Below are 19,023 nucleotides of genomic sequence, written 5' to 3'. Positions count from 1 at the left end.
GCCTTTCTCTTCACGGAAAGATTGTAAAAAGAATCCGATTCCAACATACTGGAATCGGATTCTTCATTATTTAGAAGCTAGAGATATAGAGACTAGAAGCTAATTGACAGGACCCAGATTAATCAAGCTGACCTCGGATAATGAGACGGTTGTGTTGCCATCTTGCACACCATCAATGTTACCCAGATCAAATGAAATTCGAGTATTCGCATAACTGGCTTCTGTTGCATCAAATGTAAAACTGAACTCCTGTTCTTCTGGAGTCAAATCAACTCGTGCCCCAAAGAAACCATGCCATTCATAGTTGGCAGCTGCGTCGACCCATCCAATTCCCAATCCCACTTTTCTGGACTTCTCCGCTTTGGCTTTAAACGTCAATTTGTATTTAAAACCTTGCTGTATGCCAAATCCTTCATTGATGACTTGACGATCCCATGCATTCTGTCCTGCATTACCAATCTTGGCATGAAGCTGTTGATTGCTAACTTGCATCTCAAGGTCCGCTGCATTACCGTCCGCATGGGTAAACCAGCCTTCCTTACCTTTGGAGAAGTCTCCATTGGAAATAAGATTAACATGAGCTGGTTGCCCTCCTTGATCTGCATTCGGATTAACTTCATATAACTGAATGTTATGGATGTTAATCGCGTGTTCACCTGTAGATAGTGGATATCCTAATCCAAATGCAAGCATAGCTGCCGAATCTAAGGTATCTCCCATGGTGAAGGTATAACTATACGACTTTTGATCTGCGGTTAATTCCACTTCTTCTTCAAAATACTTCACAGAATCCCCTGCATTCTGAGAAAGAACCGCTTGCATGGATTTAGGACTTGAAGCAGATGCCTCGAAGGTAAGTCGGTATGATTTATTTGCATCCAGTTTGATCTGACCTTGTTGCAACAAAGCATCCCACCAATGTTCACTTGTACCTGGCAAGTTGATCGTTAATCCTTCGCCCTCGTCATGTGAAGCTGTCAGATGATCAGGAATCAGCTCCCAATGATTCAGATCCGTTGCAAGCTGGCTGTTCTGAACTTTGTTTCGTGAAATATCCACCCAGCGTGTATTATAATCTGCTCCTTCAAAATTCACATAATAGGATTTGCCTGCTGCCAAGTTGACCCCTGGGAAATACACGGTTTTGTATGTTTGCCATCCCCCCGTGTCTCCCAGACTCAGTTCGGATTGAGCAACGATTGTCCCTTGTTCATCCTGAATACTGAACCGTACCTCAGAATCACTTTTCCCACTAGCCATTCGGGCAGACAGAACATATTCTCCCTCTTGGGCTACATCGATTTTATATTGCAGCAGATCTCCCTGATCCATGTAACTGACATGTTTTCCGCCTTCTGCGGAGTCCTCCAGTTGTAAGCCCTGCATCTCCCAGGCTTCGGTTGCAGGGACATGTGCGTAGCCATTCACCGAAAGAGGTTTTCCGCGTTTTGTCAGTCGAACATTGTCTACATATACCTTACCTTCTGAACTGCCGAATAACAGTTGTAGCTCGGACTGGGCTATGGAGGTCCCATCTCCAATAACAATCTCTCCAGTATATGTCTTCATTTCTTGGCCCAAGGAAAGGTTTTTCCCCTGATGAATCTGCACGGAATGTCCATTGCTGCTGACCAGATCAATATCCATACTTCGCGGAGTATCTGCCTTGGCTTCTAAGGAGAAGCCGTACGTTGTATTCGCTTCCAGCTTCAACTCCGGCTGGTTCACAGACACCTGCTGTGGCTCACCATTCGTTTGAGTAACATCAACAACGAGTTGGCGTTCCATAATTGGGAATTTCAAAAAGTTGTTTACGCTGATCTGAGCCTTTGCACCTTCTTGAATGCTGCTTGACCAGAATCCCAGACGTTCTTTACCTTGATCAAACGTTCCATTGTAAATGAAGTTGCCATCAGGTAACGCGTTGCGTTCAACCGTTAGCGGATCAGCCTCACCCACCTCGATCAGCCTGACATTGGCAAACCAAACGGTTGTATCATCCAGCCCCAGATTAAATTCGAATCTGGCATTGTTATCCGATCCATCCCGCATATTGAAGGTATAGTCATAGGATTGCCAATCTGGCGTGAGTGCAAAGGTGTTATCACCCGAATAATTGGTCCAACTTTTTTCAAATTGGTTCAGTTTGGACATGATTGTACGGTTAGCAGATGCTTTCGCATCAAATTGTATCTTGTACTTTTTGTTTTTCTTGATGTACATCGGCATCTGAGTCAGTTGAACCGAGTAGTTTTCAGTACCCGATGCATCAATGGTAACTTCTGCTGCTTTCCCTTTCTGCTCATCCGTTACAACTTTGACACTGCCAGCTCCATCAGCATTTGTAATGAATTTCCACTGCTGAGGTACTCCATTTTCTTCAGACCCTTCCGTAAAACGATCATTGTAGATTTGATTGCCATCGGTTTGTGGTTCACGCTGTTGTGTGGGCTCGATGGGGTTTGTTGTTACATCAGGCCATGTGTTGAGATTTTTATAAGAGTACACACGCACAAAATCAACATTCATCTTTTCAGAAGTGAAATCGCTCTCAGGTGAGCCCGGCCAGTCTCCGCCAACTGCCAGATTCAGAATCAGATAGAATGGACGATCAAATGGTGCAGGAAACGTATAATACTCGGGTTGACCCGCAGCCTTCGTTTGCCAGTTGGTCACTTCATGATGCAGTTTACCGTCTACATAGAAACGAATCATACCCGGCAACCATTCCACCTGGAAATCATGATAATCGTCAGCAAACGTTTCTCCCTCCGGAAGAGTAAGGCTTCCCTGATCATGTCCATGGGAACCATCAGGCTTCACACTATCATAATGCAATGTGCTATATACCTTGTCATTGCTCTCATTGCCACCAATGAGCTCCATAATATCGATCTCTCCAGATGCCGGCCATCCTCCATAATGCGCTTCATCGGTTGGCATCATCCAGATAGCAGGCCACATGCCCTTTTCAATAGGAAGCTTCGCACGTACAACGACTTTACCGTAAGTCCAGTCACCTTTTCCCATGGAGATCAGTTTGCCTGAGCTGTAATCTTTACCGTTTTTCTCTCCTTTTTTCGCTTCAATCTGCAGTACACTTCGATTCTGATCTTTCGTAATCCGAGTGTTGTCCGGGCTGTAATACTGCAACTCATTATTATAAACCAGACCCGTATCCTGCACGGTCCATTTGGAAGCATCAATTGCAGGCCCATTGAACTCATCATTCCAGACCAGTTCCCATTGATCATGCGGAATCGTTGTAGCAGGAACCGGTTTTTCACCCGCAGGATTGCTTGGTGTCGATGGGTTCGATGGTGTCTGCCCTCCTGGAGTAGATTGCGTTGGCGTGTTTGCCGCACTTGTTGAACCCCCAGGCTGTGACGATGCAGGTTGCTGAACTTCCCCTGTCATGGATGTACGCAGACCTTGTTTTGCTTTCTCTCCATTAATAACAACATCATTTGCATCAACACTTAATTGTTGGATCGTACCTTTGCTATCCACTCGGGTCTGGTTCGCACCTGCGAGAATATTCATGGTATCAATCAGACTATTGGAGGAGATATCCAGAATGGATTGTTGCATGACAACGATCTCCTGAATAGTACTTTCTTCCGTGATGGCAACTCTAACGGGTTCCCCACGTTTGTCAACGACTACTCGATTCAGCTTGGAGTTGCTAATGTCGATGTAATGACTGCCCCCGCCTTTAATAATGACACTTCCTGTAACCGTTACGCCCTGAAGAACAACAGTCCCCTCGCCAATGCCTTCTGCCAGCAGCAGATTTCCGTTGATAACGGTATTTTTCAGCGTGACATCTGTCGAGTTAACAATGAAGTTGCCATCCACCCGGGACTCGTATACACCAGGAGCGTTTTTCACATCGGCAATCATCGCCGACAGTAACGCTGCTGTCTCCGCTCGTGTAATCGGGGCTTTGGGATTTAATTTCCCCTGAAAACCTTTGATGATGTTCTCGTTCACTAGATAGGTAAGCGCTTTCTTAGAATAACTGGAAATATCATCAGCATCCTGAAAGTTCAATGGTTCACTATCTTCGTTCGCAGTCGTAGAAAGTTGAAAAGCTCGATCCACCATAACCGCTGCATCTTGCCGGCTAATCGGTTGTTTCGGTGACAGATGTTCACGGTCTGTGCCTTCAATAATGCCCGAACCATGGGCCCGAACCATCACATCCTGGTACCAATCGTCTGAAGACAGATCAGCAAAAGAAGCCGTTTCCGTATTACCGGTGAAACCAAACGCCCGATCCAGAATCATAACGAATTCAGCTCGGCTAATGACCTGATTGGGCTTAAATGTGCCGTCCGTATAACCTTTCAATAGATTCAAGTCCTGCATATGTGTAACTGCGGATTGTGACCAATGCCCGGTAAGGTCATTATAGGGAACAGAGGAGTGCAGGCTTTTCGCCTGCACATTTCCTACCTCCGCTTGACCCTGTACACTTTCTGCTCCAGCAGTTGCTGGATAAACGAGAGAAGCCATTAAACTCCATGCCACCATACATGCCAGTCCTTTTCTCATCCTTCTTCCTCCCTCAGCTCAGTTATCCTTGCATTGCATAGCCTATTCCTTGACTGCTCCAATAACGATCCCCTTAACGAAGAAACGTTGTAAAAAAGGGTATACCATCAGGATCGGAAGCGCGCCGATAAAGATCTGTGCTGCGCGTACGGTTCGCTGCGAGATATTCTCCAACATGGAAGGATCGACGTTGATTTTGCTGAGATCTTGCTGAACGATAATGGTCTGTAACAGAGAAGCAAGTGGATAATTTTTAATATCAGACATATAGATCATGCCGTCGAACCAGGAGTTCCACTGATACACCATCGTAAATAAGGACAAGGTTGCGATCGCTGGAAGCGATAGTGGTACGTAAACCAGGATCAATGTTTTGATATGACCTGCTCCATCCAAATAGGCGGCTTCTTCAAGCTCTTTGGGTAGACCGCGGAAGAAGTTCATCATGAGAATAACGTTCCACACGGACAGTGCTCCAGGCAGAATAAGTGCCCAGATGGTATTCATCAAGCCAAGCTTCTGGATCAGAATGTAACTTGGAATCAAACCGCCACTGAACAATATGGTGAAAACAAAGAACCATGTATACAACGAACGACCTTTAAAACTGATATCTTCTTTCGATAACGGAAATGCGGTTATGAGCATGATGACCATACCAATGATCGTTGCAATTACAGTCCGTTTAAGTGATACGATCAAGGAGTTGATGAAGTTTGAATTCCCGAATGTTTTTACATAAGCGTCGGTTGTGAACCCGATGGGCCAGAAGGTAACCAGGTTTGATGATGCTGGCGCCATACTGCTGAATGAAACAGCCAATATATGAATAATTGGTAAAATGCAGAGTATCGATAATATCCCAAGAAAAGTATAGTTAGCGATGCTGAATATACGGTATCCTTTTGTTTTATAATACAAGCCCTTTTCTCCTCTCTAGAAAACTCGATAATTAGCTAGTTTGTAAGCCATTCTGTAAGATATAACAATCAAAATGGTAGCAACCACAGATTTGAACAACCCTACTGCTGTGGCAAAACTCATCTTCCCGTTCAGAATCCCGAGTCGATATACAAAGGTGTCAATGATGTCGCCTTTGTCATACACAAGTGGATTGTACAAGTTGAATACCTGATCAAAACCGGCGTTCAGGATATTGCCGATAGAGAGTGTCATCAGTACGATTGTAATCGGCATTAATGCCGGAATCGTAATGTGCAGCGTCTGTTTAAACCGGTTGGCCCCATCCACCTCGGCAGCCTCGTAAAGTGCAGGATTAATTCCTGAGAGAGAAGCCAGAAATACGATCGTACCAAAACCAAATTCTTTCCACACATCACTGAGGATCAGCGTTATTCGGAACCATGTACCGTCTCCCAGGAAGAAGATCGGTTCTCCTCCAAAGGCTACGACAAGCTGGTTGACCATGCCGCCCTGAGGAGACAGGATATCGAGCAGAATCCCCCCGAGAATAACCCATGATAGGAAATGCGGTAGATACACAAGCGTTTGACTCACTCTCTTGAATGCCGTCAAGCGCACTTCATTGAGCAAAATGGCAAACAGGAATGGAGCGAACAGACCTGCGATGATTTTGAAAAATGCAATGACCAGCGTATTCCAGATCACCTGACCTACGTCCGGATATAAAAATAAATATCGAAAATTATCCCAACCAACCCATTTGGATTCAGAAAATCCCAAGTATGGCTTAAAATCCTGAAAAGCAATTACAATGCCGCCCATCGGTATGTACTGAAACACCAGTGCCAGCAATACGGCTGGAACGAGCATCATATGCAAGGTCCAGTTCCGTTGCATATTCCAGCGCTGTTTAACCCTGGTGGAGCGCCGTTTATGCGGCGTTTCTAACGTATGTTCCTTCACTCCTGCATCCCCCATGTTCTAAATTTTGTATTTTACAAGTCATCGTGAACTTGTATATTAAAATTATAGCAATGGAAATTTGTGATCTATATCCTAATATTGCAACAACGATATCAATATTTTAATAAGATTAAGGAGGTTGGACTTTGTTCACACGCTTGAATGTCTTTACCAAAATTACTCTGTTGTTTGTGATGCTGCTTATTCTGGTGCTGTTTCTCTATACATACTCGAACCGGGAAAGCGTGCGTGTTATCGAACACGAGATTCAGAACAATACGATGAATCATCTCTCAACATTTGCTGATTCAGTAGAATCCAACATTTACCAATTGTCGTTGTATGGGATGTCTATTGGGCAAGATTCGAGTATTCAGGAGTATCAACGCCCCGACTACAAGGACATTCCCTATGAACGTGTGAAAGTTGGAAGTGCTATTCTGGAAAAGATGAATCTGTACAACGCAGCAAGCAAATGGCATTCGACCATCACACTATACTTCCCAAGGATGCAAAAAGTGATATCAACGGATTATTATGCTTACATTCCGTACAGGGATGATGAGTTTAAGGAGCCTCTCTCGCAATCCTGGACCTATGCCGACAATCAATTTATCTGGTACACTACCGATCCAACGACAGCGATGGCGAGACCTGGCAAAGCCAGATTGATTACCAAAATCAGTTTTCCAGTTCACCACTTAACTGCACTTCTTAATCAAAACAAATTAAATAATAAAGGTGACCCGTTCATGTTCCATCCCGATTATGGATTAATCAGCAATAGTTCTGGAAAGGAAACCTTGAACGCAATCCTGCCTTCCCTGAAAGAAGCAAAACTGCAGGCCAGCGGTGGATTCAGTACAACGTTGAACAAAACGGAATATTATGTCTCCTACATTCAATCCAAGAGCCTCGGCTGGTATTATGTTGACTATGTGCCTATGCAGCAAATTTTGAAACCGATTACGAGCAGCCGGAATCTCTTCTACGCTTCAATTGCCGTTCTGATCGTGATGAGCGTTGTTGTATTATATACACTCTACCGAAGTGTGCAGCTTCCACTCTTACAGTTGGTGAAAGGGACGAATCGCTTGTCCACCGGGGACTTTTCCGTTCGGCTTCATCATTCTGCACGCAATGAGTTCAGCCTGTTATTTGCACGTTTCAACATCATGGCTCAACGAATTCAAGAACTAATTGAGAATGTATATGAGGAGAAATTACGAAGTCGGGAAGCCACACTCAAACAGTTACAATCGCAGATTAATCCGCATTTTCTATATAATTGTCTGTTCTATATCAAGAACATGGCCCGAATGAAAAATGAAAAGGCCGTGGTAGCCATGGCACTGAATCTGGGAGAGTATTACCGATACATAACCAGGTCCGAAAAGGATCAAGCCACGCTTCGTGAAGAACTGACGATGGTCAAAAATTATTTGGAAATCCAGTCACTTCGTCTGGAACGAATGCATTTTACAATCGACGTGCCCCATGATATTTTAGATAAAACAGTTCCCAGACTAACCCTTCAGCCTATTATTGAGAACGCTATTATTCATGGTCTGGAGCCCAAATCGGTGGATGGTGAGATTAAAATCTATGCGGACTGCGAGGATGATGTGTACACGATTATCGTGGAGGACAGCGGGCTTGGCATGTCTGAGAAACAGCTTGATCATCTGAGGGATAATCTTCTTAAACCGCTGGATGAGAATATGGGATGTGGTACATGGAATGTCCATCAGCGTTTGTCTTTTCTGTACGGTGAAGGATCTGGACTATCCTATGAACAGTCTTCAATGGGTGGAATTAAAGTTAACATCACATGGCACGACAATACAGACAAGTAGGTGAACGACCCATGCTGCAAATATTACTAGTTGACGATGAACGTTCCGTCGTGGAAACGCTGGCAGAGACCATTCCGTGGGAAAGCTGCGGGATCGGTACAGTTCATGAAGCCTTATCCGGTGCAGTAGCGCTGGAAATTATGGACAACCACGATATTGACATTGTAATTACGGATATACGTATGCCCGAAATGTCAGGCATTGCACTAATTACAGCGATTCATGAAAAGTGGCCGCATGTGCAGACAATTCTTTTATCAGGTCACGCCGACTTTGAATATGCGAAACAGGCCATTGCACAGGAAAGCTTTGATTACTTGCTGAAACCTGTTAGTGATGAAGATCTCATCGAATCCGTGCAACGTCTTGTTCATCGAATTAAAGAAAAGTGGGAAACAGCAGCATCTCATCAAAGAGCCTTACACGCCTTTCAGGATCATCTGCCATTGCTTCAATCCACGATGCTGCATGAGTTGCTGACTGGAAAAGTCTATGATCAGAAGACGCTGGCAGACAAGCTTGATCTGCTGGAGCTTCCCTACTCCGTAGGAGAAGATCTCGGCATGCTGATTATACGTATGGAGAAACATCTATCCGATATGGCACACGGCGACCTGGCTTTAATGGAATATGCGATATGTAATATTATAAGTGAAGTGATGCATAATCATTTTCATATCTGGCATACACGTGACGTGCATGATTACATTGTTGTTCTGGTAAGCATGAAACATTCCACAACGATGAGTTACAGCAGGAGTGAGACGCCTCAGACATTGCTTGAGCAGTATGCTGCCCAGATTCAAACCAATGTTCAGTTATACCTGAAAGGTGCAATCTCCATTTCCGTCTCCAGTTGGGGCAAGTTCCCCCACGAAATTGGAGAACTCTATGAGCGAACGGTCATGTCCATGCGTAAACGGATGGGTCAGGTGCAAGGTTTGTTTGTCACCGCTTCCGATGAAACAGATGCCAATCCTCTACATACGATCAGGTCGCTGTATCAGCCACCAACGTTGATTAGCCTGCTCGAAGCTGGTCGCTTTGAGGATTTCGAACAGAAAATCAAGCACATTTTTGAGGAACTGCTGCATTCCAATGAACATCATGATATTGCGGAGTCAACCTTCGAGGTGTATTTTGCTATTGCGGGTGCGTTTGCGTACATCATTCATAAAAATGGCAAACAAATCTCTTCTTTGATTCCAGCAGAGTCTTATCGTTACTTTCAAGCTCCCAGCTATTCCACTGCTCAGCAGCTACAGGACTGGTCCATGCGTACACTTCATTACATAAGAGATGATGCTGAACAAGAGCTTAGAGACAATCACAGCACCATTGTGCGCAGCGTCAAAAGTTTCGTCGACCTTCATCTGGCTGGAGATGTATCGCTGCCTGCAATTGCCGACCATGTTCATCTGCACCCGGTGTACCTGTCCAAGGTGTACAAGGCGGAGACAGGTGAAGCACTTACTGCCTATGTGTACCGATTAAGAATGGAGAAAGCAGCCTATCATTTGCGAACATCAACCGCTAAAGTATTTGAGATTGCAGAACTTGTCGGTTACAACAATACCGCTTATTTCATTCGAGTCTTCAAGAAATTTTATGATCTTACTCCGCAAGAATATCGGGAAAATCTGTCGGTTTAAGAGAGTACTCAGGCCAGTCTTGACATTCTGGTAATCTTCTCCGGTTTCCTCTTCTCCATATCAAATACAAAAAGGCATTGCCGGAGATCTTCTCCTGCAATGCCTTTTTGGTGCTTATGTGGCCGCGATGAATCAATTCAGCCAGCCCTGCGTCATCCTATTTTCCGCTTTTCACGGAATCATACCACTCGTTAACTTCTTTTGTAATCTGATCTCCACCTGAAGACTTCCACTTCTCAACAAATGAGTCGAATGCATCAACAGAGGTTTTGCCATATACAATTTGAGAGAAGGTATCCTTCTCCATCTTTGTCAAAATGTCATTGTTCATCTGCATCGTCATTGAAGGTGCACCAGTAAACATTTGATTGAACACGATATCCTTTTGATCCAATACAATCTTGGCTGCATCAAGCATAGGTGTCGGTACACCTGATTTGATTTTTTTCTCAAATGGCGTTGTTGGTTCTTCACCACTTGCCAGCTTCGCGAGTGTTGTCATACTCAGATTCGGAATTCGCGCTCCATCAAAAGTCAAAGTGTACTTCTCGGGAGCATAACCACCCGTAAGACTTGCATCGGTTGATGGTTTCCCATCTACCATAACCCAATCGTATCCTTCCGCAAATCCATGCTCAAACTCATCACCCTCTTTAGGATTCGCATAGTGATCAAAGAGATAGTTCTGATAGGTGAAAAAGGCTTCCGGATTTTTCATGTCTTTGTTAATCAGAACTACGCCGTTTCCGTTCGACGTACCATGTCTTCCTGCTTGACCGTTTGGACCGGAAGGAATGGGATACGCCTTGTATTCAGCCTCAGGATTGTTTTTCTTCACATCCTCCAGCGGCCAGGATGGCATCCAGTGAGGACCTACCACAATACCTGCTTTTCCGGCAGTAAATTCTTCAGCTGCTTTTGTCTCGTCATACACACCGGCTTCTTCCGGGATATAACCTTTGCTCATCCAGCTCTGTAATTTGGCCAAAGCCTGTTTTGCACCAGGTGTAACGGAACCGTATTCAAGTTTTCCGTCTGCCGTCAGATTCCATTGGTTTGGCATTGTACCATAAGCGCCAAATACCCATCCAGCTTCTGACATCCATGTGTTCAGCCAGTTCTTGAAGCCAATGGTGAGTCCGTAAGTGTCCTGCTTCCCATTGCCATCCGGATCTTGATTCGTAAACGTTTCCATAATGACTTCAAGATCATCTATAGTTTTAGGTGCTTCCAGATTGAATTTCTTCATCCAGTCTTCGCGGATCCACATGACAGGATCACCATTATAGGAATAGTCCAGAATCGGAATACCGATCTTTTTGCCATCTTGCATGTATGGATACCATACGGAAGGATCTTCGTTTACGGCTGCTTTCCATGTGTCGCTGGCATATTTGTCAAACAACTCACCCGCATCGACAAATTTTCCAGACTCAATCAATTCACGCACCAGATTGAATTCGCCGCGATACGAAATAATGTCCGGCATGTCCGCATTGGAAGCAAGTGACAGGCGCAGTTTCGTCTCAAACGCATTATTGGTAGAAGGAGATATCCACTGGTTTTTCAACTCAATCCCGAGTTTCTCCTTGGCCCATTTTGTATGGACGTTGTTATCCTGATCCTCGCCTGGCTTAAATTTCACGTCTGGACCCCATGGTCGTAAATACGTAATGGATACTGGTGGATCATACTTTCCATCTTTGAGCTCCAACGTTGTCGCTGGTGTACTCGATTCTGTTTTCTTGTCGCTCCCGTTACTACACCCACTCAAGGCTGCAGATAGGGCCAATACACCGATCATGACCAAACTGCCTACTCGTCTCTTTTTACTTGTGTCCAACTTCGTTCCCCCAGTCTATGTAATGTTGCTTACAGGTTAATCATAATGAATGTTTGATATTTATGCCCATACTAATATTGCAACATTTATTGCATTAATTTAGGATATTGGATATTGAATACATATATTGAATAAATACAATACCAGAATATAGAAAAAAGCAGCCGCTAACGGCTGCTTCAGTCTGCTTAATTGCTCGTATATTTAACCCAATCGTACTCTGCATAGAGCGGATTGGCCCCGTTATAAGGACCGAGCCAGCTATCTACTCCTGTTCCATTCCACAGGTTCATCATGATTTTTCCGGGTGTTTTAGGAATATTGCTGGTTGCCGTGTGTTTCAATACACCATCAACATACCATTTGATATGTCCGGGCTGCCAGTCAAATGCATACGTATGGAAACCTTGGGATGCATCAAAACCTAGATTGATAATCTTCTCATGATTACCAACCCCATTGGTATAATAATTAAACTGCACTTTGGTTGTGTCTTTTCCTAAAAATTCGATATCAATCTCATCCCATTGGGTGCCATGTGCAGGGCCTGTGTATGTGAAAAATGAGGAAACTACACCTGTGTTCTTGGCAGGTTTCATACTTACTTCATACAAGCCGTACCCATACGTATTTGTGGTACGATACTCTCCGCAATCAAACTTGTTCTGTGCAGAGCTGGTCAAACCAAGCTTAAGCTTACCGTCACTTGTGAAATTAACATTGTTAGCCCTCCACGTACAGTTAAACATGCTCCCATTGGAATAACCATCCGCTTTTTGCCACGTACTTGAGTTAAAATAGGTTAGAGGTTCCCAGAAAACATAACCTGCGAAAGCGCTTACCGAAAAAAACAAAGAGATGACACCAGTTACCACCAAAGTATACCAAGACTTCCTCTTCATCATACACCTCCATGAATGATTCCAACATGTACAAGCAGTATAATAATAGATAACGCTTACATGGTTGGTATTTCCATTTTATCTGGAAGTATAGTGGTACACTATAGCAAACTTCAAAGCAGAGATATTCAATTTTTAAGATCCTCGTTCTTGTATCTAATCATGTCATGTTAAGACTATGCCTGTTTCATAAACGGAAGATTGATTGAATGAAGCGCCTGCCCTTCAGCATAGAAGGAATCAGGCGCTCCATGAAAACCATTTTTACATCTATCTCAACATGTTTGTTAATTTACTCACCCTAAAAGGGTCTATTTCGCACCAGCTCGTACCAAAATGTCTTCAATTTCTTCAAAGCCTTTATTTTTCGCATGACTGAGCGGTGATACGCCATCACGATCCGGTATGTTCACGTCTGCTCCGTGATCAATGAGTAATTGTATCGTCTCCTGCTGCTGAGTATTGCCATCGTTAAGAATGATCGCTTCGAGTAGTGCTGTCCATCCCAATTGATTCACATGGTCCACATCCACCGAAGTTTGAGTCAGTAATTCTTGCACTACATCCACATATCCATGCTCCGAAGCTGGAATAAGTGCTGTCCCTCCATATCGATTCGTTATCGCGGGTCCGCTCCCGCCTCAACTGTCAGCTTCAAAATATCCAAGTATCCTTCAGCGCCAGCATACAGAAACGGGGTATTTTGCATATCGTCCTGTATATTCACATCTGCCCCCGCTTCAATTAACACTTTAGCCGATGTTAGATCATTATTGTAAGTTGCAATCATTGTAGCGGTTCGTCCACTCTGATCTTGAGCATTGATATTGGCACCTGCTTGAATCATTTGTTCGATGCGTTCAGTATCGCTGTCCTCTGCTGCCTTGAACAGCTGTTCATCTGCTGAAGTCATGGCCTTTTCCTCCACGTTGGAGTCGTTTCTCATTTCAGGCACGCAGCCTTGAACGATCAACATACTGCTTATCAGGACAACGATGATCAGCGATTTACTCATACTGCCTCCCTTACTCCAGTGTCACGGTGACCGAAGAAGCGACACTCCAATCGCCAACTGGGTTTATTGTATACGTAGTACCCGGAGTTAACTTCCCATCATTTGTTAGGTCGAATACACCTGTCGCACCTTTTCGACTTGAATATTTATAAGTGGCCGTCAGAACATCCCCGCTAGGTGAAGTTAACGTTACACTTCGACCAGAGAACAGTTCATCCCCAGGGTCCTGGTCAAGCGTAACTTCAATGGAGGTTTCGCTCACTGCTTGAGCACTTGCAACCACCAACGAATCAAACGATTTCGCTGTAAATGAAGCATTTTCTAGGTTCGCCCAATCCGAAGTAACCGTATATGTGACACCTGATTTCAGCGTTTGACCCTCAGGCAAACGGAACTTCGGTTCTTGTTTACCATCTGTGGATTGTGTGAACGGAACATATCTGGCAACGATAGGCTCGCCACCTTCTGGCGTAATTACAACTTGTCTTGCTTGCATGGAAGAGATGATTTGATACGTTTTGCCTCCTGCTTGCTCTTGATCATTCAGCACAAATGCATTAGCTCCTCGGCCACCGCTGTAAGCCGAAATGATGTAACCGTAATCCACTACACCGTTCACTTGCAGTGCTTCAATCTCGAATGTATCATTCGTTACTTGACTAGCCGTTGTCATGTTTATTTTCGTGCCACTGCCTTCAAAGGACCCTGCGTCTTGCCCTTTGTAAGTCAGGTTGTACACATCACCAGCATCTTGTACGGACGTTGGAACGATGTAAGTCGCAATTGACCCTGTTTTCAAACGGGGCATATTGGTTAACGTCAGACCGCCACTAAACGCCAAGTCCGTTTGTGCCTTGGCAAAAGCTTCATTCGCTGCTGTCAGCGGTTTGTCAAAAGTTACAATTAACGTAATGGCATTCAGTGATCTAACACTCTTGATTTGAGCTTGCTCCGAAGGAATAGCTTGGTGTGCGGTTTGTAACAACACTGCTGTTTCGCCACGCGTTGCTGAACCGTTCTCGGAGTAGAACACGCTCATCCAATGGTGAACGGACTTTACATCACGTTGCATTGCTTTAGATACGACTTGTTCGAGTTCAGCATCCGACACTTGAGTCTGCGGATTGAATTGTCCATCGTTAGCTTGCATGATGCCGAGTTCAACAAGCTTTGACGCATATGGCGCATACCATGCATTGGGATTTACATCCGTTAATTCTACGGCTTCTCCCGTCTTGCTCTCCAAATTAAATGTTTTGAAAACCAATGAAGCTAACTCCGCACGGGTAATTGCTCGATGTTCACCCATGGATTGATCTGCATATCCGTTCATGATCCCCAAGCTATTCAGATCCTTGATAGCAGTTTCAATCTGTTGTTGGGTAAGCTGTGCGGTTGTTGCTGCAATGTTAGTAACGTATGTAGCTGCATGTACTTGATTCGCAGTTAGCGGGAATACTGCTGTACCTAATGCAGTTATGGTTAAAAAAGTAGCGATTTTGCGGGTTGTAGAATTCATAGTTGAATTCCTCCTCTATAGGTTGTAGTTGCCTGTATCTATAGAATAGAGGACAAAAAGAAACTCCCAAGGACAAAGTTATTAACAAAATATAAACTGGGTCTAAATTTTCACGAAACTTATGCAGTAAACCGATAGCCCGCGCCCCAGACGGTTTCGATATACTCTGGATTTTTGGGGTCTGTCTCCAGCTTCCCACGCAGTTTGCGAATATGGACGGTTACCGTCGCAATGTCTCCGGTGGAATCCATGCCCCAGATCCGCTCGAACAGATCAGATTTGCTGAATACACGATTGGGATGACTCGCAAGAAATACAAGTAACTCGAATTCCTTGGTTGTAATCGCCACCTCTTCTCCATTAACAAAAACGCGGCGTGATCCTTTATCAATGTGAAGCCCGCGAATGTGGATTTCATCCTGCTCAGCTGGTTTGTTTTTACCAAGTAGTCTCTCGTATCGGGTCAAATGAGCCTTTGCTCGCGCAACTAATTCACTTGGGCTGAACGGTTTTGTAATAAAGTCATCAACTCCCAGATTAAATGTCCTGATCTTATCGATTTCTTCCTTTTTCGCGGAAACGACAAGGATGGGCACCTCTCTTACCTCGCGAATGCGCCTGCAACATTCGAAGCCGTCGAGTCCCGGAAGCATCAGATCAACAATGATCAGATTATAGTCCCCCTCCAGTGCCTGTTTCAGGCCTTCATCTCCAGTATGGCAGAGATCCACAGAAAATCCGTTGAGCTCAAAATAATCCCGTTCCAGTTCCGCGATCGTTGTTTCATCTTCAATGATCAAAATGTTTGCCATTACTCATTAGTCCCTCTCTTCATTCAGCCGTTTCAGCTTGATATATATGCTCGTGCCATCATTGGGCTGGCTTTCTGCCCAGATGAAGCCCCCATGTCCATCAATGATTTGGCGGGCTATTGCCAGTCCAAGTCCACTTCCGCCCGTTGAGGAATTGCGGGATTGTTCTGCACGATAAAAGCGTTCAAATATATAAGGCAGTGCCTCTTCGGGTATTCCCCTGCCATTATCTTTAAAGCCCATTGTAATCCATTTCTCATCAGCTTGAAGTGTAATCTCGAACCGTTTGTGTTCATTCTCCATGTATTTGAGTGCATTATCCACCACATTAACAACGGTACGTTTTAACTTCTCCGGATCCACAGCAGCCATGGCGGGACCAGACACCTGGTTAATCCAATCCAGGGCAACACCTTTATCCTCCAGATCATATCTCAGCTCTTCGATGCTATCTTCAAGGAAATCGGCGAGATCAACTGTCTTGAACAGGAAAGGTTCTTGGTTCAAGTCGAGCTTGGAATACAAAAACAGTTCATCCACCAGCTTATCCATGCTAACTGCTTTGGAGTGAATGATATTAACGTAACTCTCCATTTTCTCCGGAGTATTAGCCACTCCGTCACGAATACCCTCAATATACCCTTTGATATTGGTAATCGGCGTACGGAGATCATGCGAAATGTTGGAGATGAGCTCTTTGCGGTTTACTTCGTCCTGCTCTCGTAATGCATAGGAGAGCTGTAATTGATTCCGCATGCTCTCAAACGCTTCGCTGAGTTGACCAACCTCGTCATTGGAGTTTAGCTGAAGCTTAAAGGATAGATTGCCATCTTTAATATGTTCGGCTGAACTTCGTAGTTGATTCAATGGCTTAATGAAGCTGCGCGTGATCCAGCGGAACAAGAGTAGATTTGCAATGATGAGGACGCCAATAAGCAGGAATGACATCACAGGTAGCAGTTTGCGAGTAAGCTCCGCAAAGGGGCTTCTCTCGCGAATGACAAAGATACTCCCTCGTTCCCCGTCTGAATACTGAAAATCAAATTTTGCATACGCGTAAAATCGCTCACCAATATTGAAGGTGCTCCGAATCTGGTAATTGTTAAGATCATAGGCAGGCAGTGCTTGCTTCAGCTCTGGCTGGTTGAAGGTCAGCGATTCGAAGATCTGGCTATTCTCACGTCTGACGTAGAGCCCTGACTTCTCAGCTCGAAGCTTCATATCATATTCACGCAGCAAAACCTTGTTTTGCAGGTCGTCCGGGTCATTTTTGGCCAGGAACTTCATCTCTTGAAAGATCGATTCTCCCTGTTCAGTCAGCGGGTTGATCTGATAATGTACCTTGTATATATCACGGAAACTCTGTAGATCCCCTGTGGCCGCAATCGTATACAGACTTGCCGTAAGCAGGATGAACAGTAGACTTATAACGAGCATGCCCGTGAAAGACAGCAGCATTTTTATTCGAATTGACATGGTTTCCCCTTTTCAAGCAAGCAATTGGATTAGTTAGTGCACATGTTAACACAAGATGGATTCTATTGCCCATATGTAAAAAAAGAGCTTTCTTTATCATTATATATGTTGACAGTGATAATCGTTATCAATAATGTTGGAGTAAGGTGCACAACGATTTATCTTAGAATGACCGGCAAACACTTTTGAAATGAGGTACGTAATGTGAAAGTAGACGTTAATCAGTTAGCAGCGCATTTTGCACACATTCCATTTCAAGTAGAAGGCGTATATCGATATGCTAGAAATCCAGGGGTTCCCCCGGCTGACTATACCGATTCTTTTCCTGGATTTGTATTTCCTCTTACAGGAAAAATACAATTTCAATTTGATGGTACGCCCTATATCTTTTCACCAGGAAAAGTTGTACATGGGGGCGCGAAAATGAAACTGGATCAAACCGTGTTTCATAGAACGGACTGGGAATACATCCTCGTTTTATACCGGATATGTAGTTCGGACCTCGAAGATACAAGCTTTTCCCATCAGCATTTTGAATTATCAACCGGTCAGTCCCCACGTCTGATCGAATTAATCACGCGTCTTTGGCATGTGTATAATCAGCGTGGAGGTATTTCAAAGTTTCAGACCGAGATGCTGTTTCGCGATGTACTGAATGAGACTTTAATATGTGTTGATCATAGGCAAAATAGTGGTGAATCAGATGTTTTATTCGAACGGGTCTCTACCTATATCCAAGAATACTATGATCAAAGTCTGACTGTCGCATCGCTTGCAGAACAAAATAACGTTAATCGAAATCGACTTTCCTACGTGTTTAGAAGACATGCGGGTATGGGTCCGGCAGAATATGTATTGAAATATCGTATAAACATGGCACAGCAAATGTTATTGGCAAGTGATGCGTCTGTACAACAGATTGCTGAGACCGTTGGCATTGCTGACCCCTTTTATTTTAGCAGAGTGTTTAAGAAACAATGTGGTATTTCTCCTACGGAGTATCGTCTGAAGTTCATCAATAATCCATCCTGATTTCAATAGGCATCCATGTTATACAAAAGCTTAGATCAGTATACTGAAACTATAGGATTAATACACAGGAGGAATGACGATGCACTATCAAGCTATTCAATTGAATGAGGAATTCTCGAAATTAAACGATCTTTGGTCTCCCAAACTCATTGGTGAAATGAATGACTATCAATTTAAGATCGTTAAGATTGCTGGAGATTTTGAGTGGCATGTTCATGAGGAGACCGATAAGTTATTTTTTGTGCTCGAAGGGGAAATGATAATTGATTTTCGTGATGGTCAAGTGAAGATTTCCAAGGGTGAGATGTATATTGTCCCTAAGGGAGTCGAGATCAAGCCTTCCGCCGAAAAGGAATGTCATATCATGTTGATGGAACCTGGAAGCGAAGTAAACACTGACTGGACTAAGGCCGAATAAGCGTCAGTTATTGGAACCAGGATGTCAATTTGCAATATCAGAGTCAGAGAGCCG

Annotated in this window: 12 protein-coding genes and 1 pseudogene; 4 read left to right on the top strand and 9 right to left on the bottom strand. The window is 44.1% G+C overall.

The features are described from left to right. Nucleotides 1-99 precede the first annotated feature (99 nt). From NZ043_RS24845 to NZ043_RS24835, 3 genes are read right to left on the bottom strand one after another with little or no spacing between them, the layout of a single operon-like run. Entirely contained in the window at nucleotides 100-4,557 is a 4,458-nt protein-coding gene (locus NZ043_RS24845) for a carbohydrate binding domain-containing protein (protein WP_339309499.1), read from the bottom strand. Nucleotides 4,558-4,599: 42 nt separating this feature from the next. Further along, nucleotides 4,600-5,478, bottom strand: a complete 879-nt coding sequence (locus NZ043_RS24840; protein WP_076210648.1) for a carbohydrate ABC transporter permease — start codon at nucleotides 5,476-5,478, stop codon at nucleotides 4,600-4,602. A gap of 15 nt (nucleotides 5,479-5,493) precedes the next feature. Further along, complete coding sequence (locus tag NZ043_RS24835; protein ID WP_223199991.1) at nucleotides 5,494-6,378, bottom strand: ABC transporter permease subunit; 885 nt, start codon at nucleotides 6,376-6,378, stop codon at nucleotides 5,494-5,496. 212 nt (nucleotides 6,379-6,590) lie between these two features. Here NZ043_RS24835 and NZ043_RS24830 point away from each other — a divergent pair, with 212 nt between their 5' ends. Together NZ043_RS24830 and NZ043_RS24825 are read left to right on the top strand one after the other, a co-directional pair. Next, on the top strand, nucleotides 6,591-8,300 hold the full coding sequence (locus NZ043_RS24830) for a sensor histidine kinase (protein ID WP_289389156.1): 1,710 nt from the start codon (nucleotides 6,591-6,593) through the stop codon (nucleotides 8,298-8,300). An 11-nt stretch (nucleotides 8,301-8,311) separates the two neighbouring features. Beyond that, nucleotides 8,312-9,952: a response regulator gene (locus NZ043_RS24825; RefSeq protein ID WP_339309498.1), complete on the top strand. Its 1,641-nt coding sequence runs from the start codon at nucleotides 8,312-8,314 to the stop codon at nucleotides 9,950-9,952. A 157-nt stretch (nucleotides 9,953-10,109) separates the two neighbouring features. Here NZ043_RS24825 and NZ043_RS24820 read toward each other — a convergent pair whose 3' ends face one another. From NZ043_RS24820 to NZ043_RS24795, 6 genes and pseudogenes are all read right to left on the bottom strand, one after another. Further along, entirely contained in the window at nucleotides 10,110-11,795 is a 1,686-nt protein-coding gene (locus NZ043_RS24820) for an extracellular solute-binding protein (RefSeq protein ID WP_339309497.1), read from the bottom strand. Nucleotides 11,796-11,983: 188 nt separating this feature from the next. Further along, a complete protein-coding gene (locus NZ043_RS24815; RefSeq protein ID WP_339312860.1) occupies nucleotides 11,984-12,697 on the bottom strand; it encodes a glycoside hydrolase family 16 protein in 714 nt (237 codons plus the stop codon). A 311-nt stretch (nucleotides 12,698-13,008) separates the two neighbouring features. Next, nucleotides 13,009-13,643: pseudogene (locus tag NZ043_RS24810) on the bottom strand (ankyrin repeat domain-containing protein). A gap of 79 nt (nucleotides 13,644-13,722) precedes the next feature. Beyond that, complete coding sequence (locus NZ043_RS24805; RefSeq protein WP_339309496.1) at nucleotides 13,723-15,231, bottom strand: S-layer homology domain-containing protein; 1,509 nt, start codon at nucleotides 15,229-15,231, stop codon at nucleotides 13,723-13,725. A 119-nt stretch (nucleotides 15,232-15,350) separates the two neighbouring features. Next, on the bottom strand, nucleotides 15,351-16,043 hold the full coding sequence (locus NZ043_RS24800) for a response regulator transcription factor (protein ID WP_339309495.1): 693 nt from the start codon (nucleotides 16,041-16,043) through the stop codon (nucleotides 15,351-15,353). 6 nt (nucleotides 16,044-16,049) lie between these two features. After that, on the bottom strand, nucleotides 16,050-17,519 hold the full coding sequence (locus tag NZ043_RS24795; RefSeq protein ID WP_339309494.1) for a HAMP domain-containing sensor histidine kinase: 1,470 nt from the start codon (nucleotides 17,517-17,519) through the stop codon (nucleotides 16,050-16,052). 204 nt (nucleotides 17,520-17,723) lie between these two features. On the opposite strand from NZ043_RS24795, the gene NZ043_RS24790 reads away from it, so the two are divergent. Together NZ043_RS24790 and NZ043_RS24785 are read left to right on the top strand one after the other, a co-directional pair. Further along, the gene (locus NZ043_RS24790) at nucleotides 17,724-18,551 is read left to right on the top strand and encodes an AraC family transcriptional regulator (protein WP_339309493.1); all 828 of its coding nucleotides are present in this window, start codon (nucleotides 17,724-17,726) and stop codon (nucleotides 18,549-18,551) included. A gap of 79 nt (nucleotides 18,552-18,630) precedes the next feature. Next, nucleotides 18,631-18,969, top strand: a complete 339-nt coding sequence (locus tag NZ043_RS24785) for a cupin domain-containing protein (protein WP_339309492.1) — start codon at nucleotides 18,631-18,633, stop codon at nucleotides 18,967-18,969. The last annotated feature ends 54 nt before the right edge of the window (nucleotides 18,970-19,023 follow it).

The sequence above is a fragment of the Paenibacillus sp. FSL k6-2145 genome (assembly GCF_037976585.1).
Taxonomy (GTDB): domain Bacteria; phylum Bacillota; class Bacilli; order Paenibacillales; family Paenibacillaceae; genus Paenibacillus.
This window is presented reverse-complemented; position numbering and strand designations above follow the sequence as displayed.